The organism is Peribacillus loiseleuriae (assembly GCF_001183985.1).
GTDB lineage: Bacteria > Bacillota > Bacilli > Bacillales > DSM-1321 > Peribacillus > Peribacillus loiseleuriae.
Map to the genome: position 1 here is coordinate 4,220,028 of NZ_LFZW01000001.1, position 25,550 is coordinate 4,245,577.

At 37.9% G+C, this 25,550-nt stretch carries 22 protein-coding genes and 1 pseudogene; 6 read left to right on the top strand and 17 right to left on the bottom strand.

The features are described from left to right. Positions 1-157: 157 nt before the first annotated feature. The 7 genes from AC625_RS19465 to AC625_RS19495 all read right to left on the bottom strand — a co-directional run bounded on the left by AC625_RS19465 (position 158) and on the right by AC625_RS19495 (position 7,506). Positions 158-757, bottom strand: coding sequence for a hypothetical protein (locus tag AC625_RS19465; protein ID WP_049682798.1), 600 nt, complete (start codon positions 755-757; stop codon positions 158-160). Positions 758-1,088: 331 nt separating this feature from the next. Continuing rightward, complete coding sequence (locus tag AC625_RS19470) at positions 1,089-1,559, bottom strand: NUDIX hydrolase (protein WP_082191173.1); 471 nt, start codon at positions 1,557-1,559, stop codon at positions 1,089-1,091. A gap of 429 nt (positions 1,560-1,988) precedes the next feature. Further along, positions 1,989-2,534, bottom strand: coding sequence for a hypothetical protein (locus AC625_RS19475; RefSeq protein WP_049682799.1), 546 nt, complete (start codon positions 2,532-2,534; stop codon positions 1,989-1,991). A gap of 83 nt (positions 2,535-2,617) precedes the next feature. Further along, positions 2,618-3,178, bottom strand: a complete 561-nt coding sequence (locus AC625_RS19480; RefSeq protein WP_049683834.1) for a YdhK family protein — start codon at positions 3,176-3,178, stop codon at positions 2,618-2,620. A 338-nt stretch (positions 3,179-3,516) separates the two neighbouring features. Next, complete coding sequence (gene abc-f, locus AC625_RS19485; protein WP_049682800.1) at positions 3,517-5,148, bottom strand: ribosomal protection-like ABC-F family protein; 1,632 nt, start codon at positions 5,146-5,148, stop codon at positions 3,517-3,519. A gap of 454 nt (positions 5,149-5,602) precedes the next feature. Continuing rightward, on the bottom strand, positions 5,603-6,811 hold the full coding sequence (locus AC625_RS19490) for a CynX/NimT family MFS transporter (protein ID WP_049682801.1): 1,209 nt from the start codon (positions 6,809-6,811) through the stop codon (positions 5,603-5,605). Positions 6,812-6,813: 2 nt separating this feature from the next. Next, on the bottom strand, positions 6,814-7,506 hold the full coding sequence (locus AC625_RS19495; RefSeq protein WP_049682802.1) for a FadR/GntR family transcriptional regulator: 693 nt from the start codon (positions 7,504-7,506) through the stop codon (positions 6,814-6,816). 459 nt (positions 7,507-7,965) lie between these two features. Between AC625_RS19495 and AC625_RS19500 the strand changes: the two genes are divergently transcribed. The 4 genes from AC625_RS19500 (at position 7,966) to AC625_RS19510 (ending at position 10,647) form a co-directional block, all read left to right on the top strand. Next, positions 7,966-8,661, top strand: a complete 696-nt coding sequence (locus tag AC625_RS19500) for a helix-turn-helix domain-containing protein (protein WP_049682803.1) — start codon at positions 7,966-7,968, stop codon at positions 8,659-8,661. A gap of 54 nt (positions 8,662-8,715) precedes the next feature. Further along, positions 8,716-8,988, top strand: coding sequence for an EamA family transporter (locus AC625_RS26090; RefSeq protein WP_082191174.1), 273 nt, complete (start codon positions 8,716-8,718; stop codon positions 8,986-8,988). 153 nt (positions 8,989-9,141) lie between these two features. Continuing rightward, positions 9,142-10,053: a DMT family transporter gene (locus tag AC625_RS19505; protein ID WP_049682804.1), complete on the top strand. Its 912-nt coding sequence runs from the start codon at positions 9,142-9,144 to the stop codon at positions 10,051-10,053. 264 nt (positions 10,054-10,317) lie between these two features. Next, a complete protein-coding gene (locus tag AC625_RS19510) occupies positions 10,318-10,647 on the top strand; it encodes a tRNA-binding protein (RefSeq protein WP_049682805.1) in 330 nt (109 codons plus the stop codon). A 354-nt stretch (positions 10,648-11,001) separates the two neighbouring features. Here the strand turns inward: AC625_RS19510 and AC625_RS19515 are convergent, their stop codons facing one another. The 3 genes from AC625_RS19515 to shc all read right to left on the bottom strand — a co-directional run bounded on the left by AC625_RS19515 (position 11,002) and on the right by shc (position 14,558). Next, the gene (locus AC625_RS19515) at positions 11,002-11,904 is read right to left on the bottom strand and encodes a TIGR01777 family oxidoreductase (protein WP_049682806.1); all 903 of its coding nucleotides are present in this window, start codon (positions 11,902-11,904) and stop codon (positions 11,002-11,004) included. Between the two features lie 139 nt (positions 11,905-12,043). Further along, positions 12,044-12,589 (bottom strand): HXXEE domain-containing protein, encoded by a 546-nt coding sequence (locus AC625_RS19520; RefSeq protein ID WP_049682807.1) that lies wholly within the window; start codon positions 12,587-12,589, stop codon positions 12,044-12,046. 100 nt (positions 12,590-12,689) lie between these two features. After that, on the bottom strand, positions 12,690-14,558 hold the full coding sequence (gene shc, locus AC625_RS19525; RefSeq protein ID WP_049682808.1) for a squalene--hopene cyclase: 1,869 nt from the start codon (positions 14,556-14,558) through the stop codon (positions 12,690-12,692). Positions 14,559-14,658: 100 nt separating this feature from the next. On the opposite strand from shc, the gene AC625_RS19530 reads away from it, so the two are divergent. Further along, positions 14,659-15,813, top strand: a complete 1,155-nt coding sequence (locus AC625_RS19530) for a DUF2515 family protein (protein ID WP_049682809.1) — start codon at positions 14,659-14,661, stop codon at positions 15,811-15,813. Positions 15,814-16,084: 271 nt separating this feature from the next. Here the strand turns inward: AC625_RS19530 and AC625_RS19535 are convergent. After that, positions 16,085-17,472 (bottom strand): annotated as a pseudogene (locus AC625_RS19535) (IS4 family transposase). 153 nt (positions 17,473-17,625) lie between these two features. Here AC625_RS19535 and AC625_RS19540 point away from each other — a divergent pair. Continuing rightward, positions 17,626-17,868, top strand: a complete 243-nt coding sequence (locus tag AC625_RS19540) for an EamA family transporter (RefSeq protein ID WP_049682810.1) — start codon at positions 17,626-17,628, stop codon at positions 17,866-17,868. A 266-nt stretch (positions 17,869-18,134) separates the two neighbouring features. Here AC625_RS19540 and srtB read toward each other — a convergent pair whose 3' ends face one another. From srtB to AC625_RS19570, 6 genes are all read right to left on the bottom strand, one after another. Further along, positions 18,135-18,905 carry a class B sortase gene (gene srtB / locus AC625_RS19545; protein WP_049682811.1) on the bottom strand — a complete coding sequence of 257 codons (771 nt, stop codon included), beginning with the start codon at positions 18,903-18,905 and terminating at the stop codon, positions 18,135-18,137. A 35-nt stretch (positions 18,906-18,940) separates the two neighbouring features. Beyond that, positions 18,941-19,714, bottom strand: a complete 774-nt coding sequence (locus AC625_RS19550) for an ABC transporter ATP-binding protein (protein WP_049682812.1) — start codon at positions 19,712-19,714, stop codon at positions 18,941-18,943. After that, complete coding sequence (locus tag AC625_RS19555) at positions 19,704-20,681, bottom strand: FecCD family ABC transporter permease (protein WP_049682813.1); 978 nt, start codon at positions 20,679-20,681, stop codon at positions 19,704-19,706. The genes AC625_RS19550 and AC625_RS19555 overlap by 11 nt, the downstream gene beginning before the upstream one ends. A 27-nt stretch (positions 20,682-20,708) precedes the next feature. After that, on the bottom strand, positions 20,709-21,590 hold the full coding sequence (gene isdE, locus AC625_RS19560; protein WP_049682814.1) for a heme ABC transporter substrate-binding protein IsdE: 882 nt from the start codon (positions 21,588-21,590) through the stop codon (positions 20,709-20,711). Positions 21,591-21,683: 93 nt separating this feature from the next. Beyond that, the gene (locus tag AC625_RS19565) at positions 21,684-22,550 is read right to left on the bottom strand and encodes a stalk domain-containing protein (protein ID WP_049682815.1); all 867 of its coding nucleotides are present in this window, start codon (positions 22,548-22,550) and stop codon (positions 21,684-21,686) included. Positions 22,551-22,718: 168 nt separating this feature from the next. Beyond that, positions 22,719-25,550 (bottom strand): NEAT domain-containing protein (locus AC625_RS19570; protein ID WP_156187589.1); only part of this gene is annotated, 2,832 nt, incomplete at its 5' end.

Here is a 25,550-nt window from a genome sequence, read left to right on the forward strand (position 1 = left end):
TATAGCCCAACTATTTAGAGTTATCAATTTATTCTGTTTATTATTTAAATTTTGTTATCACTGTTGTCAAAATGACTGCGTCAATAACGAAATAATGCCAGGTTGAATAGCTTATTACTTCAAGATGAGTATTGTTCGTATTTGATATAATCAACCATTAGTCTAATTGAATGACAAATTCAAGTCCTGTTGGATTGTCCGAAAATGGCAAGCCCTCTTTAAAGACTAATTCAATTCCTGAAAAATGGTCGGGTAATGGCGGTGAAACGATGAAGTTATTACTGATATGCCCTTGTGTACCGCCTCCCCCTTCTGACCGACAATCGAACGTGTCATCTATGGATAACTCAAAAAATCGATGGTTATCTAGGTCATTAAGAGCATTATTCGTCGCGTCCCAATCAATATATAGATAGATTACACTTGCGTTGGAATACTGCCTAACAAAGGTTACTGTATACATAATTCCTTCATTTTCAAACGTCTTAAATACAGGTACATGCTTTATGAATTCAGACGGTTCAATACGTGGTTTAAAGTAGTCCTCTTGTCTCATCGTTGAGAATAAAGTTTGTAAATACTCTTCATAAAATCCGTACTTGCCTGCCCAATTAGAGATGATCTCATTAGGTGGACAACCTGGATTTTGGTTTGAAAGCTCTTTACGTTCGTTTAATAAACTACAAATTTTTTCATCAATCGGGAAGAGGCGCTCGTCATAATAATTGGTTGGCCGTTCAAACGGTAATCGCTTCATATTTAATTCCTCCGTTTTTCACCAAATTCACTTTGAAATTATTTCCATGATAACAAAAAGTAAATTTTTCTGAAAGATTATTTCAACTAATTTGCCTCGTTACTTGAATAAAGAAAGTTTAGTAATAGCATAAGAACAGCACTCTCTTTTCTTAGTAGATTTGAATGATTAGCCTATCCTTAAGATGGTTGTAGGTATTTGCAGATTGAAACTTTACTAACCCTATATAAACCTAAAAAAATCGAACACATAGTAGTCATTACAATATGTGTTCGACTTTTCTTCGTTTATTGATATATCTCGTAGTAGCATATTTTTTCCTTATTACGCTTTACTCTCTATCCTCGCTTTTTTCATATATGATGCCCCCAGCTTTATAATGAAAAGCATGGTATCCTTCATCATTTAACAAAAAAGGTAAGTAATGAGGCACCTTTTCTGGGATGCCAAGATTATTTGCATCCAAAATCCAATCGATTTTCTTCCAATCTAGAATTCCTTCTCTAGTCTTTATCGGTGTAGGATAGTCTAAAGATTGGTCTAAAACGGCAAGAAACACATGAATTCCATCTACTGAACCATTTGAAGTCGTCCATTCTACCACTCCTTCAGAGAAAAAATGGTTTAATCGAATTCCTGTTTCTTCCCACACCTCGCGAAGTGCAGCTTGTACTGGAGATTCATTGCCCTCAATTTTTCCACCAACGCCGTTCCAAATACCCATTATTGGTGCTTTTTCTCGATTTAACATTAGAATTCTATTACCTTGTTTTAAAAAACAAACTGTATATTTGAATTTCATTTGATATACGCCTTTCAACGATTTTTCTTTTATTAAAACCGAATCATTCTTCCACTATACTGTCGTATACTTTTTATTGGTTGCACCAAAAATATCGTTTCTTAGTAGATTTAAATGATTATACTTGAAATTTAGATGACTGGTAGGTTCACTCAGTATCTGCATACAAATAAAGTTATCCACATACAAAACGAATATGGCATTAAAACGCCATCATTTACCATGAAGGCTCCATCCTGTAGCACGCTACACTCGCCTGATCACAATGGTGGCGATGCCGAGCCAGAATTTGAAGTATTTTCTTAATAAAGTACGTATATCTGCAAAGTAGATTGTCTATTTTAGTAAGTCGCGAAGCCCCGTCCCCATGTCCTTCATACAAAATAAGCTGCCACAAAGACCTTCATTGTTCCAATAACAGTACTCACATTATTTCCATACAGACAGATACTTCTTGCGATATTTGCTATCCTCTTCTGTTTCAATCAATTCCATGGCTGTTTGCTTAATTTGTTCATCATTTACTTGATCATATAATTTCTTCAAGCCTACAATCATATCGTATCGAATCAATGTATAATGTTTCTCATTTGCTCCGTTTTGAAAACGATCAACAATATACTGCATCATCATTTCTTTTTGTTCCTGTCCAGCTAAGCCTACTTTCCAAATCGATTGCAAGCTGTGTCGGGCTGTCACAAATTTTGGATCTTTTGTTACCGCCCATAATGCTGAAAAATCGTTTAGCATTCGTTTTTCAGGGTCACTGATTGCTAAACCGGAAAGGAACTGGGCAGCCCGAGATCTTCTGTGATTATCAGGGTCTGTTAACCAGTCCTTTAATTGATCCCAAACTTCATAAGCCCAGTCCACTTCTTCATTTGTGGCCGCTAAAATAGTATTAAAGGCTTCAAATTGAACATCTTTGTCCTTTGCTTCTAAGTTCTCAAAATATGCTTGAATGTCACGGTCCATTTACATCACCTTTTATATTGGAATTATATCTATTTGTTAGTGTACTAAATGATGGACTTCTATACAAAAAAGTAGATGATTCTTTATTTAGTTGATAGTTCGCTTTCTGTTACCCATTTATGATTTGTCACTTTTTCTCCACCCGTAGTTGGCGTGTAATCAACCATATAGACAGTCGTTTTTTCGGCTGAGTCAATTTCAGCCGTAGCTCCATCCATACCTTCCATATGGTCCGCCTCTATGGTGACCTCCGTTCCTGGTGCGAATGTTTCCTCACCGGCATCTTTAATTTCTTCTTGAACAACCCATTTATGATTTTCAACTCTTTCCCCACCTGTTGTCGAGGAATATGAAATAGCATAAGCCGTCGTATCATAAGCACCTACAATTGTTGCTTTAGCACCGTCCATCCCTTTCATATGATCTGTTTTCAAAAATGCTTGACTGCCAACTTTATACGTTGGATTCTTTGCTTCATTCAAATCTTTAGGAACTTCACCTGAACTAGAATGGGAACTATGATCCATCTCTTCATGTTTGGCATGCTCATTGTTGTTGGAATGATTCTCGTCGCTTGTATCATTTCCACATCCACTTAAACCAATAATCGTAGCGATACTAAGAAAAATCAGTTGCTTATTCATCATAATAAAACACCTCGATTTCTTAAATTTATTGTTATAAATATAATATACCCACCAGGGGTATAAATCAAACAAAACATGAGGTATCTAACAAAATTTATCTGATTTTTCTTAATTAAACCGGGCCAATTGTCCCAGTACACTTTTTAGATTTTGTTTCAAGGTTATGCTCCCACCATCGAATAATGGGCAGTTGTTTGAAACATATGGAATGAAGCCAAAATAAATAAGACGATTGCTAATTAAAGCAAATCGTCTTATTTAGTAATGTGTAATACTATCAACATGGCAGATCTCAATCAATCTGATTGAGACGTTTTTGAGAAGTAAGTTTTTCGTTAGTAAAGCTCTTTTATTTGTTTCGTAAGCTCTTTAAATCTTAGATCAAGTTCTGCATATTCTTTATTATTTTGGGTCATAAAACTAAGCTTTCCTAAAACTTCTTGCCGTTCTGTTTCAAGCTGTAAGCGTCTTTCTTCCTTATTATCTTTTTCGGAAGCTACTTCATTCAATTGCTTGTGTATACGATTGTTCGAAATAATGAGTTTTGTAGCTGTTGTTTTTTCTAGGAAATAGCGATCATGCGATACGACCAATAGCGTACCATTGTATTGTGCTAACGTATCTTCCAATTGTTCACGCGAAGCTAAGTCTAGATGATTCGTTGGTTCATCTAAGATAAGCACATCTTTGTCTTCTAGAATATACTTCATAAGCTTACACTTCACACGTTCACCCATGCTCATGTTCATAATGGGTTCTGACCATTGAGAAGCCATAAATCCTAAATGCTTCATTAAATTTCGAACTTTTCCTCTCGCCTCGAATGTTTCTTGATAAAATAGCTGCTCTGGTGTTTGTTCAAGTGGCAGATCAAATACTTCTTGCGTTAAATAGCCAATTTTTGCAGATGGTGAAATCCATACATCGCCTTTAGCAGTTTCCTGTCCGAGAATTACTTTCAATAATGTCGTTTTCCCACTGCCATTTGGGCCCGAAATTGAAACCTTATCCCCATGCTGTATCGTAAAATTGGCGTCTTTAAAAAGCATTCTGCCATTAAATGATTTCGTTAATTTTTTAACTTCTAAGAAACGTTTTCCTACTCTATGATTTGCTTTCATCGAGAAGGTTACTTTGTATTCTGAATCAAGAGGCTTCACTTTTATTTTTTCAAGTTCTTTTTCAAGACGCTTTTGTTTAGATTTTACTTGTGCATCCATGCGCTTTGCTTTTACCCGATAGTATTCTTTAGGGAATTCTTTTTTCGTCGATTGTGCATGAGCTTTTTTAGACCAAGAAGTAAGCTCCTTCATTTGCCCCTCAATACGTTCAACCATTTTGTGCTGTTTTTCATATTCTCGTTGCTGCGTAAGTCTTTTCTGTTCACGGAATTTCAGATAACTTGAATAGTTGCCTTTGTGACTAATAAGCGTTTTATTTTCAATTGACCAAATTTTTGTTGCAACAGCATCTAATAAATAGCGATCATGCGATACAAGGATCACCGTACCTTGATGACCTTCTATCTGTTTGGTGAGGAACTCTAAGCTTTGCTCATCAAGATGGTTTGTCGGTTCATCTAATAATAGAAGGTCTGTATCTTGTGCAAATCCTTTTGCAAGTCGCGCTTTTAATTTTTCTCCGCCGCTTAATTTTGAGAAGTCATGTGTTGGAACATGCCATGTCTCTAATAATGTCACTTCTTTTGGAGAAATCCCCTCGAAAGAATGCGATTCGGTCTCTTGTTCAACCATAATGATTGTAAGATCGTCCAGCATATATTTAATTTGCCCTTCTGTCGGTAAAAAGTCATGGTTCAATAACCGCAACAAAGTAGATTTTCCCGCACCATTTTTGCCAATAATTCCAATAACATCCCCTTGTTGCACATTTGCATTCACGTTTTCAAAAATTGTATGATCTTTTATTTCAACACATATATGTTGTAATTGCAGTAATTCTTTCATTCTAATCACCCTTCGCTTTTAGGGAGAATTAAAAAATCCTCCCAATTCATTTGGAAGGATTAGCCGCATTTTACCGTACTGAAATAAGCTACCGCGCTTGATAGCTCTAATGATGGTAGAAAAATGGGTAGACTAATCCTAAATTATTATCATTCGAAATATAAAATTTCAAATTCTAAAAAATAAGATTAGTTATCCATTGTCCACCCATCATTCCTTTCGATTTATATTAGTGTGATTGTAGCACTTATTAATAGAAAAAACAATAAATTCATGTTCAACTTTTGAGTTTGTAAATGTAGCCTACGAATCTTCTTCAATGACGAAAAAGTGCTTAGCCACCTTTAGCGGAAAAGGGGCGGTGCTTCGTAAAGTCAGCTCCACACCGCTCCCCTGTAGAATTCGCAATATTAATGTGTTCTCTACCTTTTATCCTTCACAGCCTACAAAGTCTTTACGCCTTTTCTTCGATAGAACCTTTACCTGCACCCATTCCTGCAATAAAGAGAATAATCGGCATCATTAGTAATAAGATAAGTGGCGCACTCCATCCGCCCGTTACATCATGTAGCCAGCCAAATACAATTGGTCCTAGAGCTGCTAAAAGATAGCCAATGCATTGAGCCATCCCTGAAAGTTCAGAAGCTTGCTGGCTATCGTTTGTTCGTAATGTGAAAAACATCATCGACAAGCCAAATGCACTTCCACTAGCTATTCCAATAACTACGACCGACAATGGCAAGAAAACGCCTAGTAATAATCCCGAAATACCAATAAAATATAAGACTGCCGTAAATACTGCCAGAACCCGTTGATTTTCCAACTTCCCTGCAATGATTGGAATAATAAACGTTATGGGGATAATCGCGAATTGTAATAAGGAGAGCATCCATCCAGATGCACTTATACTATACCCATTATTCTGAATGATTTCAGGCATCCACGTCATCAATGTGTAAAAAATGAAAGATTGAACTCCCATAAAAACGGTAACTTTCCAAGCTACTGAAGATTTCCAGATGCTTTTCGTTTTAGTTGGTTGCTTCCGTACGTTTGAATGAATGTCTTGCTTTTTGTTTAATTGAAAGGCCCATATGATGATAGCCAGACATGATAAAATGCCCCAAACGCCTAAAGATCCTCGCCAACCAATGTTTCCTATTGAAGAGATCGGAACACTTAGACCAGAACCCAAAGCTCCAAATACATTCATAAACACAGCATAAATGCCTGTCATTAATCCCATTTGTAAAGGGAAATTATTTTTAATAAGTCCTGGGAGCAGTACATTACAAATCGCAATAGCAAGTCCTACTAAAACCGTACCAATGAACAAGAAACTTACTCCAGGAAGGAAACGAGTTCCGATCCCAATTGTTAGAACAAGTAAAGCTAGAAAAATGGTCATTTCAGTTCCTAGTTTTTTCGCTATTTTCGGTGCAAATGGTGAAAGTAACGCAAAGGCTAGCAACGGAACGGTTGTGAGGCTTCCCGCTACTGAGTGAGATAAGCCTAAATCATCTCTTATTGCTGATAAAAGAGGACCTACAGAAGTAATTGGCACTCGTAAATTGGAACCAATTAAGATGATTCCCAATAGTAAAATCCAATATCGACCTTTTGTTAAAGGTTGTGTGTATATTTGCGAAGCTGGCTTATTCAATTTTATCCCTCCATCATTGTATAAAGTGAGTCTTTTGCTTTCTCCATATAAGTCTTTACGCTCTCCATGGCCAGCTGAGCATCTTTCAATCGAATCGCTTGATAAAGATCTGTATGCACTTCATATTCATCAGTTAACGGACCTCTTACACGCATTATTTCGTGAACTGAATGCTGTAAAGAATCTGTAATATGATCATACAGTTCAATAAACATTTCATTGTGAGTAGCTTTTACTATTGATTTATGAAAGGCAATATCCATGTCAATAAAATGCTGCGGTTCCTTTCCTTTGGCGGCTTCTTTACACTTCTCAAGGCATTCGTCTATTAGCTTTAAATCTTCATTGGATCTTCTCTCTGCCGCCAATTGTGCAGCTTCTTTCTCTAAAGCTAACCGAACTTCTAAAGTCTCCATTAGATCACTTTTTTGAACTTTCCGCTCTAAAGCTATACCGAGAGTACTCAATGATTTCACCGTCGTCCCAATACCTTGCCTTGTTTCAAGAAGACCAGCATGCACTAAAGCTCGAATCGCTTCTCTCAATGTATTTCTACTGACATCAAACTTCTCCATTAGTTCTGGTTCTGCAGGAAGTTTACTACCTACCTCCCATTGTCCAGCTTCGATCAAATCTTCAATTTGGATTGCTACTTGTTCCACTAACGTTAGACGCTTAATCTTTTTTATCATCACGTAATAGAGCCTCCTTTTAAACGTAGGATGTTTGGTTTATCGGATAATGTATCATGGAATGAAAGGAAAGTAAATATTTAGCTTCTGAAAGCAAATAAATTTAAATTTCCTTCAGTGTTTTTCCTTGACTCTCTCACAAGTGGAGGGAAGGATATTAAAGCCCGTTCAACCGGGATAAAGTTCTACTTTCCCTTATACAAATAAGAGAATGACAAAAAGGCCCCGCAAAATGAAAGCGCCAGGCACGCAACACAATCTCGTCAATATTCTTTATATTGTTTTCCAATTCTCTTCATTCATGTACGTAGTAAAACCCTTAGCTTTATTATCCACGATTCTAAGTAATTTATTGAAATTCTTGGGAGCCTCTACAACTTCATCTTGATTTAGATTAAGTTTATCCATACCTATATAATGGTATAATTTAGACAAAAATATAAGAGGGCGGTAGAGATTAAGATGGAGAGTGGTAAACAAGTAATTTGTGAAAAAAGAACATATTCCAAAGAATTTGATTCTCACCAACATAATTTTGGTCAATTCCTCTTTCCTTTGCAAGGCTCCTTAGATTTACAAACCAAGTGGCAAAAAATCAACCTTAACTCAGACTACTGCTTTTATCTGCCTCCTGAGTGCAATCATATGTACCGTTCTACTGACAGGAATGAATTTTTAATCTTAGATATCCCAAACCATTATTTACCTAGTAAAACAGAAAGTATGTATATGAAGTTAGACAAACAATGGTCGTCCATTCGTTTTTTATTATTGGAAGAGGCAAGGGATCAGGAGAACATAACAGCTGCATTGAGTGATCTGACTAGATATGTGGCCCAAAAATTACGAGTATCAACATCTCCTTCTATTGACTTTATTCACAATCATTATAAGGAGTCCATTAGAGTTGAAACATTAGCGGAGATCGAACATTACCATCCAGTCTATTATTCATCTTGGTTTAAACAAAAAACAGGTAAAAGTCCAAAAGCTTATATCACTGAACTCCGCTTAAACGATGCTAAACGATTATTAAAAACGACATCATGGTCCATGTCGAGCATTAGTGAAGAAATAGGCTTTGAAAATTCTTCCTCATTTACAAGGTGGTTTGTGAAATGCGAAGGGAAACCTCCACAAAAGTTTCGAAAAAATTAAAATCGGATAAAAAGAACCTTAAACGTAGTAAAGAAAAATGATGATTAGTTTTCTATACTATCAATAGTGGCCGTAGTTTTCACTCTAAGTGCGATCTTTTTATCTCCTATTTTATTTATGTATGATATGTCTTGGATCATTGGAGTCCGTGGTGTCGCTGTAAGTCTCCCTCTTGGGATTATTACAACTGAGATTGCCTACTTTCTTTTTACCAAAGGACTTATCCACGTCCCTTCATCAATGGCAGGTACACTTTCATTAGCTGAACCCTTAACAACAGTATTATTAGGAGTTTTCTTCTACAATACAATACAGATCTACAGTTAGATTGGACTAGAGGTGAATCAAAATGTATTGGACTCCATTATTCGAAAATGATGTACCAGTAGCACTCTCCCGCTCTTAATGGAGAGAAAACTATAATAGCTGCTTCTCTCCGTTAGGGCATATAAAGCCTAACTTAAAACGGAGGGTATAAAAATGAAAAACACACTTATTGGTTCTTTATATTTAATATTAGCTTCGAGTATCTGGGGAGGTATGTATGTTGTCGTTAAAATATTAGTGGCAGTCATACCACCATTAGAACTCGTATGGATGCGTTATTTAATAGCATTAGTGGCACTAGTCATACTTGGACTGGTGACTAGACAAAATTGGAGTATTAAAAGACGACACTTTGGCATTATAATTGCTATTGCAATTATAGGGTACATCATTTCCATTGTTACTCAAGAAACAGGTACAATGCTTTCTACTGCACAAATGGGTGCTATTATAACTTCTACAACACCAGCATTTATGGTTTTGTTTGCTAGTTTAATCCTTAAAGAACATTTAACTTTAAAGAAGGCTATTTCAGTTAGTTTAGCCACTATTGGTGTGATTACCATTGTTGGATTTGATGATATTAATATGTCTAGCATGCTTGGTGGAGTATCACTTATTATAGCAGCATTAACATGGGCGTTAATGTCTGTACTCATAAAATGTATACCTAGTGATTATTCACAAATTGTCGTTACGGCCTATGCTACTTTACTTGCTGTTGTTGTTCTAACTCCTTTTGTTATACCAAAACTATCACAAATTGATATAAACGATTTAACTAATCCAACCATTTGGGGAGGATTAATTTATTTGGGTGTAATATCGACATGTACTGCATTTCTATTATGGAGTCGTGGATTACAAATGCTAAATGCCTCCAGTGGGGGAGTTTTCTTTTTCGTTCAACCCGTTGTTGGAACATTATTAGGGTGGTTAATACTAGGTGAAACGATTAGTATAACCTTTTGGATAGGTTCTATTTTGATTCTCTTAGGAGTCTTAATCGTTATTAAAGATAAACAAGAAGAACAAAACCATTCTAACCATTCTTTAGCTCAATAAAGTAAAACTTCCCTCAGTGGGGGGTTAGTCCCGTTCTACTGTCGCTAAATCTTCGATAAAGCGACACTACGAACCCGATTGGTTCAACTAAACCTTTGAAAACCACAAAGGTAAGTTTCACTGTATCTCACCAATCGGGGATTTACAGGCTGTTTATCCCCCACCTATTTATTTCTTGATTCTCTCGCAAAAATTGAGGTGGGGGTATTACAGCCTGTTAAACCGGGATAAATAATGCGAAAACAAATTTTAGGAGGCATTACTATGGTAACTTTCGACGATTTTCAAAAACTAGATATGCGTGTTGGAGAAATTACAAGAGCAGAAACTTTTCCTAAAGCAAGAAAACCAGCCTATAAATTATGGGTGGACTTTGGAGAAGAGATAGGTATTAAACAAAGTAGTGCTCAAATAACAGATTGTTATGATTTGGATGAACTAATTGGTAAACAAGTATTAGGAGTAGTTAACTTTCCTCCTATGAGAGTTGCTGATTTTAGTTCAGAGGTTTTAGTGATGGGTGTATATTCAGAACAGGGTGTTGTTCTTATAGAACCTCAACAAAAAGTAAAAAAAGGAGACCGATTAGGATAAGGTCTCCTTTGAACGTACAAAAAAACAAGAGCATGCTTGTCACTAAGAAAAATATGATCTTTTTTCGTTAAAGCCCCCATTTGTTTAATTAAGGTCCATGAAAAAACGTTATTCTTTCAAGTATTTTTCTGAAAGAATAACGTTTTTTTCATTTTGGGGGAAGTTTGTTTGGTTAGCTTGATGGGTATGTGACGGTACCCCATATGCAAAAAAATCCCTCCAAATGCCAGTCAGTGTTTTCTACGAACAGCTGATTAAGGACACAGCGTGCTATTCAACGCAGGGAGGGCTGCCGTACTGTCATGTCTAAAGCTTCATTATAAGTCTCCTTCTTCATACCGGCGCAATGTATCTTTAACCTAGAATATCAGAAAGTGCACTTTTTACGTCTGTAAATTGAAAGGAGTAATTGTGGTAAAGTGCTTTTTGAGGGAGTACTCGCTGCCCTTTTAATACCAACTGACTCATTTCACCAAGTACTACTTTTACTACAACCCCAGGAACATGAAGCCAATATGGGCGGTGAAGGACGTCTGCAATGGACTGTCCGAATGATGACATGCGTATTGGATGAGGCGAGGTCACATTCAACGGTCCATCTACTTCAGAATTAATTATGGCGAAGTAAACCATCTCAACCGCATCTTGAATGTGCACCCAGGAAATCCATTGCATCCCACTGCCGATTGTCCCCCCAATACCTAATTTATACGACATCACCATTCGCGGAAAGGCACCCTCTTGACCCAGAATGATGCCGAAACGCGCGAAGACCGTTCGAACGCCTAATTCTTTCGCCATTGCCCCTTCTTTCTCCCAACGCTTTACAACACTCGCCAAAAAATCGTTTGCATCACTTTTCGATGTCTCATTAAACGTTTTGAAGTCTGACATCCCGTAGTAACTTACACCTGAAGCGTTAACAAGAACTTTTGGCTTTGGATGAAGATGTCTCAAAATTCGAGTGACCTCTTTTGTGGCTGTAAGACGGCTATTCAAAATAGCCTCCTTTTTACTTTGGGTCCACCGTCCGCTATTGATTGATTCCCCGGCTAAATTGACCATCGCATCGACATCCTTAAGTTCGTTTTCAGGTTGATTATCTGCAGAAAGCCAATCAACATAATTAACAAATTCACTTGTTCTTTTATGATCGGGAAGACGCGTTAATATGGTTACTCGATGGCCTTTTTGAGTCAACAGGTGAGTCAAGGCTTGACCTACAAACCCGCTTCCTCCCGTTATAACAACATGCAATTTACTCACCTCCTGCAACTGCTTTTTTTATACTATAGAGAATCGATAGGGGCGAGCGAACATACCAGGTTTTCTGGCAAAGATTCCGCGCCTTTCCGAATGAAATACTGACCAAATAAAAGAAAGAGTCAGGGGCCAGTTAGTGAATAAAGTAACGGCCTAAAAGATTGCCAACAAGAAAAATAGGAATCATAACCAGGCTAACAGGGAGACTTGCGAAAATTAAATGCCAGTCTATCAGGCCAAATTGGAACAAACTGTCATATGCAATAAGGCAGTAAGGAATGAGAAGGAATAGCGCCGTTATGATGCCAGGTGTGTAGCCTTTGAAAAAGATGGACTGAACAATATGCATGATCGCCTGCAGAATAAATAAATTGAGAATGGCTGTATATAAAAGAAAGCCCCCTCCGTTTAATGTGAAATGGGCAGTCACCACTGTAGTGAATGAAATAATCAACAAAATCCAAGTAGCCGAAACAGAAAGCCGGGCAGCGGTCGAACCTAGGTTTTCCCTCATATTTAATATTCGTTGAACGAAGGGAGATTTTTGGAAACCATTTTTGTTTGCCTTCATGGAAGATTCAATGGTTATGATCTCTTCTAAGTCATGGAAAATAAAAATGATTGGGAACAACCAAATGACTGTATTAAGATCGAAAAATTCGCGGAAAGTTTCAAGCATCTTTTGCCTCCTGCTTGTTGTAGTTTTGTTCATTGTATGGGACAGAATTTGAAAGTATGCCAAAAGTCACTTGAAGGCTTTATGAATCCATAGACCCTGTTTACCTCCCTTCAGCTAATTTTTGATAATGGGCCAGGGCCAGCAATGGAAAAACGTATTCGTAACAATGATAATTGAGATAAAAGGATCCCGCCATTCCCCTTCCTTTCGGGTAGGCATTTGTCCAATCTTTTTCTTTTCTTTCCACTAAAAAAGCTACACCTTGTTCAATTTCAGGCGTGACTTCAGTCGAGGCTGAGATAAGTGTGTCAAGGGCCCATGCTGTATGAGTGCGGGTACTTTCGCCCAAAGACACATAACAATTTTCGATATCACTTTTACAGGATTCTCCCCAACCTCCGTCTTGATTTTGAATGGCTTTTAACCAGTTTACAGCCTTCTGAATGGCAGGATGATTCGGGGAAACCCCAACCGCAACCATTCCCGTTACAGCCGACCATGTGCCATAAATATAGACGCCCCAGCGCCCTACCCAAGAACCATCCGACTCTTGATTCTTTAACAGCCAACGAATCCCGCGTTTCACCATGGGATGATGAAAATCCAAATGGGTATAGTTCCCGAAAAACTCTAATGTCCTTCCCGTTAAATCAACCGTCGACGGATCAATCAACATATCTTTTCCGCCCTCGATCGGTAACAGGTTCAATATTTTCTTGTTCACATTCTTTTCGAATGCCGCCCATCCACCATCATTATTTTGTATGGAAATGAGCCAGTTGATTCCCCGATCCCATGCCTGCCGACACTCCATCCTTTCGATAGCCAAAGTTCGAATCGCTCTAAGTGCTGCCGTGGTGTCGTCAATATCGGGCTGGATCGTATTCATGTCCGCAAAGCCCCAGCCCCCAGGCAACAGGTCCGGTTCATGAATGATCCAATCCCCGAATTTAACATGTTGACGGGTGAGGATATATTGGTTTGCCTTCTGGACAGTATTCGATGTACAGGGGACTCCGGATTCTTGCAGAGCATAACTAATTAACGTCGTATTCCAGACAGTAGCCGTCGTATATTGGCAGTGGAGTTCTCCATCAATCCGGCAGGTCATTGCTTTTAAGCCTTGCAAGGCACGGGTAATCACCGGATGTGTATTCGAATATCCCCTCGCCAATAAGGCAAAAATCATCATAGAAGTCGAACTTAAATAATTACATAAGGTTCCGTCCGGTTCTATTCTATCCAGCATATATTGTTCGGCGCGATATAAAGCTAACTCGCGAAGGTTTCCAGGGTAGTCTTTCAGGCCATGTATCCCTTTTTGAATCAAATTAATAACCGAGCGGGCTTCCGGATCTTCAGTAAAAGAGCGATTTTCCTTTTTCAGAAACAAATCAGAAAGATCAGGAGACCGTCTAGTTCTCCTGCTGAAACCCAAATTGGCAAGAATCAAAAACGGGATGATGTTCGTTCTGCCAACCACGGAAAAGTCAAAAAGATTGATCGGAAAGGAGTCCGGTAATAGTAGCACTTCAATCTTAATGGGGAAAGGCGGCCACTTGCACTGTCCGGTTATGGCCAACATGATTTTAAACAACATATGGACTTTTGTAGCCCCCCCGTTGGCAAGGATAAAGCGCCTGGCTGCCTGGATATTCTGGTCATTCCGAGGTCGGTAACCGGAGTAAAGAAGGGCATAATAAGCTTCCACAGTGGCTGTGAGATTCCCTTTTCCTTCATCATAAAACAAACTCCATGAACCATCTTCCTGCTGTTTCCCTGCAATACGTTCCACCAATTCTTTTATGAACGCTTCATCATCTATCTCCAATGTCCGCAATAAGATAATCATATGACAGTCTGTTGAAATGCCGGTCTCGAAAGGATATTGCCAGGACCCGTCTTCTGACTGGTCCCTAATGAATCGATCGGTAATTCGGTTGATTTCCGCATTTACCTGATGTCTCATGTTTCCCACCCTCTTTCGTACACTCACGTTGTATTCATATTCCTCTAGCAAAATGAATATGCATCTCTTTAACGGGAGAATCGTACGCAGTTAAAATGAAATGTTGATAAGGGATGATGTATTTTTGCTTGATTCCTATTCGGATGTAAAAAAGGATTTGAAAAAAAAATTAAAAAGCAAATCTTTCGACCTCCTGCCCTCTTTATCCGAAAACGATAAACAACGCATTCACTATATAAGAGAACAGACAAAACAACATAATCAAAACAATGTTACACGGACTCGAGCTTATTATAATTTTTACCTTGAGCACCCCGAAATCCATTGGGCCCTCCTTGGACATATGGTATCGCGGAACGTTGGCTGGAACATGACCGATTTAAAAGGGGATTTGTTGACAAAACTTCTGTCGGAAAGAGATCAGAAGGCGATTTATTCTTTTTTGGAACGCGGCAGCTGGTTTATTTTTCAGGATGTGTATCCCCAGTGTTTGATTTATGACCTAAGTGTGAAAGCCAACCAGGAAATGTTCCACCTTTTGCCCTTTTTTCACATTTCCACCTTTATGGAAACAATGTGGCGTTATTTTTGGAACAGCGGGGATTCCTACACTCTTGCGGTTGCGACTGTGATAAATGAACAAAGTTATTTGGAAAAAAGATTGATCCAAAATGATCATTTTAAAAAAACCGTAACCGGTACGGTCAGCTTCAAGTTGTATGATTTTTTGCGTTTCAATCACATTCTTTTTCCATACTGTGCAGAGGAAAATAGGCAACAAGCCTTACTTGCCGGCGCTACCTCGCGCCATTTCACTTCGCTTCACGAACGAATTTTATTCGGAAAAAGATTGTATACCCTTCTTTTTCAGCGTACAGAGATTTTAGCGGGCGTTTTGAAATGGACGCACGTCCATCCCCATACGGGTTCACGAAAAGATTATTGGCCCGATTTGTTTAACGATGTAAACGAATGTTTCCCCCGTTCCCTTTATAAACCTCGGGTCAAGAATTGTAAGTTGAGAAAAGGCGCCGCCGACCGGTTGTACAGCCCACTGTTAAAATACGCCTGGCCGAATACTTCTCATGAAGATGCGGAAAGCGGCGACTGGTTTGAGGATTGGCATGTTTTGGACTATATTCATAAGGAAGTCGATGTGAATGGAGATATATTCGGGAATTATTGCAAAACGCTTGAAGCAATTGAGCTTGCGGTCATGGGAAAGGAAGCCCTTCTGTTACGGGAAGAGGAATAACCATCAACGTGCGGTGATCTTGACAGCTGTTCCATGAAAATAAAGGCCTCAAAGTGAAAGAAACTAAAATGGTACATATTTGCATTGGGCAGCATGGCATCTTCCCTTATTAAAGGGGGTAGTGTCAGGAAAATACGCTTCCTGACACTACCCCATCCCCATCAAGCTAAGGATGTAAATGACTAGATACGAAATCATTCTTGTTTCAAAACGAGCGAGTGATGGAAAAGTAGGCATACCAAAGAAGCCTATTAAAATGCAATTTTTTTCGCTAGGCAGCTTGTTGATGCTTTACTGTCGTTTCGTACACAACTCCTAGAATATCAAAGACGGTCTTCTTCTTATACCGATGACATTTACGTCCATTTTTCTTAAGCAATTGATAGAGATGATGTAGAATCGTTACGATTTCATTTGGGCCACCTGCCATCGCCCGAAACAATAACGGAAAGTAATCTTTAATCATATAAATCGCTTTGTATTCGCTCAACTCTTGCTTTTTCCTTTCTAGCAGGAGCTGTCGTATTTGAAACATGGTGGAAGAACAGAGAAGAATGCCAATCAGTTGCCCATATAAATGGCACTCTAGGCGTTCTTTCTTGATGTTCTTACACTCGTCAATTTCAAAAAGGACTTCCACATTTTAAATTAAATTTCAATCTGCCAGCGTAAGGAATACAGAGCGTGCACGTAATCCGTTGACACTTCTTTTGGTGGTGTGTTCGTTATGTATACGTTAATCCCCATTAACTGCTTACTTTTATCCTTCATGACAATACCTTTCTTCTTCTCACGCACAGCTTGATTTTTGAGACGTGTTTGTGTTTGATCGTCTGTGAAACGATGGATAATCACACGTGCTGAAAGTTTTTGTTTTTGCCCAATATAGGCTTCAGGAATTTCTAAGGTTTCACCAGCTGTCAGCTCTGACATCATGTGTGCCATATCAAGTTGAACATATTCGGTTTGCTTTTTCAACGTGCCATTTTTGAAGTACTTTGGAGTAGGATTCTTGGTATAGATGCGTGTATTCAACTTCAAACGAGAGATATAGTAAGCTCCTTTATTGTGAATAGCTTGTAAGTCTCGTAAATCGAAATAGCCGAGATCACGTAAGCACAGATCCCCTTTTTCAACAGTTTCTAGGCAAGTGGTACCGTATGTTTTATCATTATTCTTTCCTGGTTCAAGCTGAATCTTTACACCAGCCGTATTACTACTTCCACCAGAACCTTGATAATCACTTGTGAAGGCATCTGGTAGCTGAAACACCGTCGCATCCAAAATCCGAATACGTTTGAATGCAGAAATCATGTGTGAAGATAACGATTGTGTCGCACAGAGTTTCTGTGTTAGGAGCGAAGTAAAGACTTTTCGAAGGAAAGCGACAGCTGCTAAATTAAAGCGTTGATTGAGTCCCTCTTGACTCATGAGTACGCCCGTTGAAGCCTCTAACCGACTACATAGTTGCGTAAGGGATGTACTGGCAACTTCTCGGCTGAGCCAAACACAAAGCGCGATGAGTTCATCTGCTTGATACTTACTCGATCGCTGCACAAACCCAACCTGTTTAGCGATTTTTTGTAGGTCGATTGGAGACAGAATGCGTTGTAATTCTTGTGAGAATAGATGTAATTCTTCAGAAAGCGAGAGGTCCATGAAAAAACGTCATCCTTTTCAAGTATTTTTCTGAAAGAATAACGTTTTTTTCATTTTGGGGGAAGTTTGTTTGGTTAGCTTGATGGGTATGCGGCAGGCCCCCTATGGGAGCTACTCGACTAGCAGTCGGAGGGATTTCGTTATTATTCATTCTTGGGGATTATTACAACTGGGATTGCGTACTTTCTTTTTGCCAAAGGACTTATCCATATCCCTTCATCAACGGCCGTTACATTTTCATTAGTAGAACCATTAACAGCAGCGTTATTAAGGGTTTTCTTAGTAGGAGAACACCTAGGCTTCTCTTCTTGGAGTGGTATTTCCCTTCTATTAGTAGGAATCGGTTTATTGATATTGTCTTCCCAAAATCCTAAAAAAGATCTTCACGTAAGGTGAAAACAATTAAGTTCAGACGAGTATCCAAAAGCAAAAGGTCAGATTCTGTAATAAGTTGAAATACCACTTTTAAGAACTTATTCACACACGAGACACAATTTTATGAAATTTGTAATAAGGGTATGTTCTTAATTGATCTTCATACTCCACAAAGCGATTCCCGCCAAAACGACGAAGTGCAATCATGAGATAGGCTCAATGAATCAATATATTTTTTTAGATCATTTTCCTCATTAGCTGCATCATTCCATTTAATAACAGCGATTTTACATGCTGTCTACTTTCTTCTTTATTTTTGCATGAATAACTAGCCTTCCTGTTTCATTATCTAGTGTATAGTCACAAGTAGACAATGTAAGAATATGATCACTCGCCGTAACCATTGTATTCGTGGGAAAACGGGACTTATCTTGAATCATTTGTAAGAATGAAACATACTCTTCCTCATTAGCAAAGTCTGTTTGGATATAATCAAAGTCTGTTGTCGTCACATAAACGGAAAAAATTTCAGCCTCAAAGCTTTCATACAGGGTATCATAATGAAAACTTTGATTCTCTTGAAAAAACTCTTCATCCAAATATCGATTCAGTTGACCAAACATCGATCCGTTTTTCATACGATGGCCATAAAGAATTGTATGTTGAAAGTTAGTAGAAATATCATTTCGATAGTCCATAAAAATACTACCCATATTCACTTCTTCTCGCTTAATGTTTCGAGATAAATAATACTCATTGTCTTCTGCTTGAACAATTGGATAGTTGATAGAAGTATGGTCCATTTCTAGCCAACCAACGACATCAGCATTCATTTCTAACAAGGAGTTAAATCGAGGTCTAACCTCCTTTTCACTCCTTACACGACCATCCTCTTCATGAACAACGCTCTTATTCAAGTAATACTCCTGAGCTTCTGCTATCGTCTGTTTATTTTTCATATCATCCATATAAATTCTAGATAATTTAAAAAGAGAGAACAAAGCAATTCCTAAACAAACAACAGTCAGAAACTTATAACATAAATGCTTAATTGACATTCCCCTCCGCAAATCATCACCTCAAATCGAGTCCTTCATTTAATCCCTAATGGAACGATATATTGTCCAACGTCTGGATCAGATTGAATAACGACATCTACTCCATATATTGTTTTAACCATACTTGTCGTTATTACATCATAAGGATGGCCGCTTTTAACAATATTCCCGTTGTTCATGATGATGATTTTGTCACTATAGCGGATTGCTTGATTTATATCGTGCAACACCATCACAATCGTTAAACCATGTACTTCGTTCAATTCTTTAATTAATTCTAGTACCTCTATTTGATAATAAATATCCAAGTAGGTTGTTGGTTCATCTAAAAAGAGCATCGGCGTTCTTTGTGCCAACGTCATGGCAATCCAAACCCTTTGACGTTCTCCACCAGATAATTGCTCTAATGTCTTCTTTCGTTTTGTATGTAAATTTGTACATGATAAGGCCCATTCAATAGCTTTTTCATCTTCTTCATGGTTTTGAGAAAGAAAACTTTTATGAGGTAAACGACCAAATCCTATTAATTTCTCGACAGTTATGTCCCAAGGCGCTTCATTTTGTTGATGAACAACAGCTAGTTTTCTTGCGAATTCCTTTGGTTTGTATTGGCTAATTGCTTTTCCATCTAATAATATTTCCCCAGAATGTGGCGAATAATTCCTCGACATGACCCCAAGTAAGGTAGACTTGCCACTTCCATTTGGCCCAATAATCGTTGTTATTTTACCATGCTCAATTTCCGCATTTACTGAGTCTAATAAATTCGTTTTACGATTATATGAAAATGATATCTCTTTAATTTCCATGAATTCTTTCACTCTTTCTAAGCAGGATTATTAAAAATGGACCGCCAATCATCATCATAATGATCGATGCTGGAATATCATTAGGTGGCAAAATCATTCTTCCCAATGTATCTGCTGCTAGTATTAATAATGCACCCGCAAGTGCAGAAAATGGGATTAAAACCTTATGATCTGTTCCCACTATAAGGCGTCCGATATGAGGAATGAGTAAACCTACAAACGCAATAACCCCTGCAACAGAAGTGGCTACAGCCGCTAAAAGAACAGCAACGATTGAAACAAGTAATCGTACTTTTGTAAGATTAAATCCTAAATTTTTTGCTGTCTTATCCTGTAACGCTAAAACATTACACCAGGACGCTAAAAATAAGGAGAGAATCAAACCGATTGAACCATAAATCAACATCACATCAACATCATTCCACGTTTTCAGTGCAAGACCCGATACAGTCGCATGGGTTAAGCTTGAAAAACCCGTAAAATACGTTAGCGCTTGACCTAATCCAGTAAATGTCGCATTAATGGCGACTCCTACTAAAATAATGCGAAGCGGACTAAGACCTGATTTCCAAGATAAACTAAACACTAAAAAGCATGCAAGAGCACCGCCCATAAAAGCAAATAAAGGCGTCCAAAAAAATAGTTGGGGGAAAATACTAATAACGAGTATATATACAAATCTCCCACCTGCTGCTATCCCAATGATACCTGCCTCAGCAAGAGGATTTTTCATCACGGCCTGTAACAGCACACCTGATACTGCAAGAGAAGCACCCGTAAATAAGGCAATAATCAAGCGGGGAAAACGTAAATCTTTAATGATCGCTACATTTTCATTCGTTCCCGTAAATAATCCAGATACTAATTCACCAATGCTTACTTTTAAACTTCCTGATACTGCAGAAATGGAGAAAACGATAATAATTAAACTACTAACGATAAAAAAACTCCAAGCTATTTTTTTCATGTCGTAACGCCCTTTTATTTAATAGATTTACTGATATAACATTTTCATCATTTCGTCTAACGCCTCTGTTGCTGCAAGATTTCCTGTTGTTCCGTAAATTTCTTCTTCCAAATCAAATACCCGACCATTTTTTACCGCATCAAAATGTTTCCAAATATCATTTTCCTTAAATTCTTTATCAAACATTTTGACTACTTCATCAGGTACACCATGAGCAGCCCGCAAAATAATATCTGGGTTTGTTTGCTGAAGAAATTCAGTATTTGTCGCAACATATTCGACTTTTTCACCCGTTACGACATTAACCGCTCCACAAAGCCGAGCAATATCACCGATATAGGAGTGTTCGGATGCAACTAAATAGCTCCCTGGTATCCCAAGTAAGATAAGAACAGTTGGCTTTTCTTTCCCTTCCACTGCTTTATGAATCTCTGCAACTTTATCGTCCATTTTCGTTACAATTTTTTCAGCTTGCTTATTGCGATCATATTGCTCACCTAATGACAAAATAGTCTGTTGCATTTTTTCAAGGCTGTCCAAATTTAAAAAGGTTGCCTCAATTCCCGCATTTTCATAAATTGGTTTTAAATCATATTCTAGGGTTGAAACGGTAAGAACCTCTGTCGGATGAAGCGACTTGATGATCTCAAGATCTGGATTTTTTACAAAACCGACATTACTGACACCATCGTACCTTTTTGGTAATTCCTTAGAACTATCTGGAATACCTACTAAGTCTAGCTCAAGTGCGTCCATGATTTCTGTGATTGCCACAGTTGACGATACAATTCGATTCTCGTTCTCACTTTGATTGTCCGTCTGAATCGTTTCCTGCTCGGAAGAACAGCCTGTTATAAGAAGCAAAAGGATTACACAACATAGAAATGCCTTCATTATCCCTTTATTCATCTGATGCATCTCCTAACTAAATTCTAAAAAATACATGCTAAAGTTTTGAGAAGATTGAAAAAGGCTAAAAGCTACCTCTTTCAATCTTCTCTTTTATTTTTTGATCGTAATGCTTTGTTGCTTCTGATCCCATACGACATTAGCGCCTAGTTGTTCTGTTACAAAACGAACGGGTACAAAAGTCGTTCCCTGTTTTATTTGTACAGCTGTATCAATCGTCTGTGCTTTTCCATTAACTGTTACGCTTTTGCTTCCTTCTTTTAAGCTAATCGTTTTGTTTTGATAAGAAATCGTAACCGTTCGTAAACTTGAATTCCAATTCACACTTGCTCCGAAATTTTCACTTATAAAACGAATCGGCACGAATGTATAGTTGTTTTTTAAGTAAGGAGCTTCGTTAAGTATAAATGGAGTTCCATTCGATAGAGCTTTTTTATTATTTAGATAAAGAACAAGCGCTCCTTTGGATGAATCAACATTCTGATTCGCTGCTACTTTTTTTATCAGACTTGGGTCAAATTTAATTTGAATATCATAGTTATGGTCGTATAACAACCCAGGCATTTCAATATAAACACTTACCCAGCCCTTTAAGTTAGCTGATAAATTTGATACTTCAAATTCTACAACTCTCGTATCCTTCACTAGATTGGTACTGACTGTTTTAACAGCACTTAAAGTACCGTTTTGATCAACTTTAAAACCCGTTATACTTGAACTATCCTTCAATGTCATTTGTGCATATTGTTTGCCGCCTTTTACAATTAAAGACGCAACCGGTTCTATATAATTTTGCATCATCGAAATTTCTGAACTATTCGCTTTTAACACCTTAACAGGAAGTGAATAAGTGCCATCCTCAAGATTAGAGGCCGCAAAAACATTCGGACCGTTTAGTAATAAGATGGTAAGACATAGAGTAAATAAAAAAACAGGTATAGCTACTATCTTTTTTAGCATGTACACTCTCTCCTTTTACTAAAATAAAGGGAGTGTCGGGGATGTCCCAAAAGGGTCTGACCTCGCACTCTATACACAGTATATAGTAGTAAAATACTAACTATAATCTATCTATAGTCGGTGCTGGGTCTGACCCTTTCGTTACGGGACACCTCCCTCCCTTTTAACTTATTTATTTAACGCTTTGACAATGACTACTACCGCTTCCGCTCTTGTAGCGTTGCCTTTAGGTTTAAACGTATTATTCGGATAACCTGTAATGATCTTCTCATGAACGGCTGTTTTAACTGCTGATTGTGCCCAAGATGAAATTTCCTTAGCATCTTTAAAAGATAGGGTTGAATCATTTGATTGAAGCTCTGCTGCACGAACAACCATTAATGCCATTTGCTCACGAGTTATTACATCATTCGGACCAAACTTTGTTTTACTATAGCCACTAACAATTCCCTTTGCTTCCGCTGTAGCAATATAATCACTCGCCCAATGATTTTTCGTATCATTAAACGCATTGCCTTTGATCACATCTAATCCAAACGCCTTTACTATAACGGTTGCAAATTCAGCTCTAGTAATATGATTATTTGGTTTAAACTCTCCAGTCGGATAGCCCGTAATAGCTCCTATCTTAGCAAGAGAATCAATATGTTCTTCTGCCCAATGACCTTTAATATCCGTGAAGTCACTTGGTGTTTCAGGTTGTGTTGGTTGATTGTTTTGTTCAGTCTGGTCAATGGCTAATACTGCAAACTTCGTAAAGTGGTTAACTTCACCGCTAACTTTTCCATTCTTTAAGTCCACTTTGACGTTATCTAGCTTAACCCATTTTTTCGTTGTTTCATTTAACCAGAAAAGCCCCACTTCATGCTTTGTTGTATCAACCTTGGTATTGTCGAAATTAAGTGTAAGTGTAATCGCCTTTTTAAAGTCACCCGTTTTATCCTTTGTGATTTCTAACACATCACTCACCAAAGATTCCTTATCTGCTAGAGGTAAACTTGAAGGATTGGTTACTTTTTTCACAGTAACTTTGAAATCACTCGCAAATGAATCTGCTGGAAATTGAATAACCACTCCACTCTCTTCAATTTTTCCTCCATCTTTTGCCTTGATCGCTTTTTCTGCTACTGGTATTGTAGGCGTTACTGGTATATTCGGTGTTATTGGTGCTGGATTTGATCCTTTTAAAACGGTTTTGCTAGATGGATCGAATTGAATTTGTACAGTATAACGTTCGTCATATGAACCGCTACCTGGAAATTCGTCGTTAGGGATGACTACATGAGTCGTAGCACTTAGCTTTTTTGATAGATCTGGCACTTCAAATTGAACCACTCTTGTATTCACTTTTTCATTTGTGCTAACTACCTTTGCATCTCCCTTTTCAGTTTGAAAACTCTTAATCCAACTGCTATTTAATAGGGTGAGAGAGATATAATTCCTTCCATCTTTAACCTTTAACTCTGCTGGCTTCCACGTGTAATCATCCATAACAGATTTATTGTTTGTACCATCTTTTAATACTTTAAAATCAATCGTGTACATTTCATCGTTTGTTCCTCCTGGTGTCTGAGGAGTTCCACCTGGTCCTTGAGGAGTTCCACCTGGTCCTTGAGGAGTTCCACCTGGTCCTTGAGGAGTTTCTTCTTCTGAACCTGGCTTCTTACCTGTTGTTGCAGTTACAGAGTTTGACCAAGCCGATTGATGTTTATCCTTAATGGCTCTCACTTCATATAAGTTAGACTGATTATAACCAATTGTCGCAATATATGAATTGTTTTCTTCCATAGAAACTATTTCTTTTTTGTTTATTCTAAGTTCATATGTCGCTCCAGAAACCTTATTCCATTCTAATGTTACTTTGTTTTCTGAAACTGTTGGTTCTGAAAGTATCGGAACCGTTACAGCTTCCGCAATTTTAACCGCACTTAAATTCGTTTCAAATACAACATTGTCTCCTACTACTTGTGCTTCTCTGTATTCCCAAGCATCACCATTTTGGTGATATGCTCCAACTTGAGCAGCAGCAAGTCCAGCTGGTTTTCGTAGAGTTAGTTTCACTGTTTTATTTCCTAAATTCCCTACAGAAATTTTAACTAACAATGAATTGGCATCGCTCTTTAATTCAGACACTGTTAGTGAGTTGCTTCCTGCTGGGACAACGATACTAATTGGTTGACCGTTATAATTTGTTTGTATTGATGTTGGCATCGTAATATTTTCTAACGATACACTACCATTCGTATCTAGTTGAGATGTGATTACTTTTTGAATGCTTCCGGTGTCAAATGACATTCTAAATTTTTGGGTATTTTTATAGTTTGCCGCCACTACGTGCATGTCTACTTCTGCATTGACTATGCCCAATTCTGGAACTTCAAATTTAATGACTCTTTGTAGTAACTCTTCTTTTTTACTAACTATTTCTTGAGAGACAAATCCCCCATTCTTTTCAAGGCGAATATCAGTAAGATACTGTCCTGCTTTTTCTTGAACAGTTAAGTAAACATAGTTTTTTCCATCTTCTACTACTAATTTAGCCGGATTTAAAATCCAATCTTTCATAGATGAATCTGTATCCTCTTTTGTTGCATGTAACGCACGAAAGTTGATCGTATATTCACCGTCTTCATATGTTGGTTTCTCTATCGGTTTCATACTATTAACATCAAATGACATTCTAAATTTTTGAGTATTTTTGTAATTCGCCGCCACTACGTGCATGTCTACTTCTGCATTGACTATGCCCAATTCTGGAACTTCAAATTTAATGACTCTTTGTAGTAACTCTTCTTTTTTACTAACTATTTCTTGAGAGACAAATTCCCCATTCTTTTCAAGGCGAATGTCAGTAAGATACTGACCTGCTTTTTCTTGAACAGTTAAGTAAACATAGTTCTTTCCATCTTCTACTACTAATTTAGCCGGATTTAAAATCCAATCTTTCATAGATGAATCTGTATCCTCTTTTGTTGCGTGTAACGCACGAAAGTTGATCGT

Coding starts and splice junctions, on each gene's coding strand:
- AC625_RS19505 (WP_049682804.1), top strand. CDS start 9,142: ATGAAAAACACACTTATTGGTTCTTTATATTTAATATTAGCTTCGAGT.
- abc-f (WP_049682800.1), bottom strand. CDS start 5,148: ATGAAAGAATTACTGCAATTACAACATATATGTGTTGAAATAAAAGAT.
- AC625_RS19555 (WP_049682813.1), bottom strand. CDS start 20,681: ATGAAAAAAATAGCTTGGAGTTTTTTTATCGTTAGTAGTTTAATTATT.
- isdE (WP_049682814.1), bottom strand. CDS start 21,590: ATGAATAAAGGGATAATGAAGGCATTTCTATGTTGTGTAATCCTTTTG.
- AC625_RS19565 (WP_049682815.1), bottom strand. CDS start 22,550: ATGCTAAAAAAGATAGTAGCTATACCTGTTTTTTTATTTACTCTATGT.
- AC625_RS19550 (WP_049682812.1), bottom strand. CDS start 19,714: ATGGAAATTAAAGAGATATCATTTTCATATAATCGTAAAACGAATTTA.
- srtB (WP_049682811.1), bottom strand. CDS start 18,905: ATGTCAATTAAGCATTTATGTTATAAGTTTCTGACTGTTGTTTGTTTA.
- AC625_RS19465 (WP_049682798.1), bottom strand. CDS start 757: ATGAAGCGATTACCGTTTGAACGGCCAACCAATTATTATGACGAGCGC.
- AC625_RS19500 (WP_049682803.1), top strand. CDS start 7,966: ATGGAGAGTGGTAAACAAGTAATTTGTGAAAAAAGAACATATTCCAAA.
- shc (WP_049682808.1), bottom strand. CDS start 14,558: ATGAGACATCAGGTAAATGCGGAAATCAACCGAATTACCGATCGATTC.
- AC625_RS19510 (WP_049682805.1), top strand. CDS start 10,318: ATGGTAACTTTCGACGATTTTCAAAAACTAGATATGCGTGTTGGAGAA.
- AC625_RS19470 (WP_082191173.1), bottom strand. CDS start 1,559: ATGAAATTCAAATATACAGTTTGTTTTTTAAAACAAGGTAATAGAATT.
- AC625_RS19530 (WP_049682809.1), top strand. CDS start 14,659: ATGTTGATAAGGGATGATGTATTTTTGCTTGATTCCTATTCGGATGTA.
- AC625_RS19520 (WP_049682807.1), bottom strand. CDS start 12,589: ATGCTTGAAACTTTCCGCGAATTTTTCGATCTTAATACAGTCATTTGG.
- AC625_RS19475 (WP_049682799.1), bottom strand. CDS start 2,534: ATGGACCGTGACATTCAAGCATATTTTGAGAACTTAGAAGCAAAGGAC.
- AC625_RS19480 (WP_049683834.1), bottom strand. CDS start 3,178: ATGAATAAGCAACTGATTTTTCTTAGTATCGCTACGATTATTGGTTTA.